The sequence below is a fragment of the Mesorhizobium sp. M2D.F.Ca.ET.226.01.1.1 genome, assembly GCF_004022705.2.
Classification (GTDB): Bacteria; Pseudomonadota; Alphaproteobacteria; order Rhizobiales; family Rhizobiaceae; genus Mesorhizobium.
This window is the reverse complement of the sequence record NZ_RZOY02000127.1, coordinates 1-288: the sequence shown is the minus strand read 5'-3', so window position 1 is coordinate 288 and position 288 is coordinate 1. Positions and strand designations below refer to the sequence as shown.

Here is a 288-nt window from a genome sequence, read left to right as displayed (position 1 = left end):
GAGCGGCCGAGCGCGGCCTTCGAGAGCGCCTCGGCCGACCAGCCGGGGCGTTTTGCGCAGGGACCTGAGGAGAAATTGGGCCGGCCGCGGCGACGCCGGCAATCCGCACATGGACGCTGTGGGGCCATACGCTCGGCCCGGTCTCGTTCACGCTCAACGCCACCTTCTTCATGCCGAACGGCATCACCGCACGGCCGCCCTTGGTCATCATGCCCGGCATGATCGTGTGCATCGGCCGCTTGCCGGGCGCTATCGCATTCGGATGCTTCGGGTCGAGGCGAAAGCTGG

The 288-nt window shown here is 68.4% G+C and carries 1 pseudogene; it reads right to left on the bottom strand.

Annotated elements, in window-relative coordinates:
• Window positions 1-172 precede the first annotated feature (172 nt).
• Window positions 173-288 (bottom strand): annotated as a pseudogene (locus EN869_RS34080) (gamma-glutamyltransferase); the annotation flags it as partial.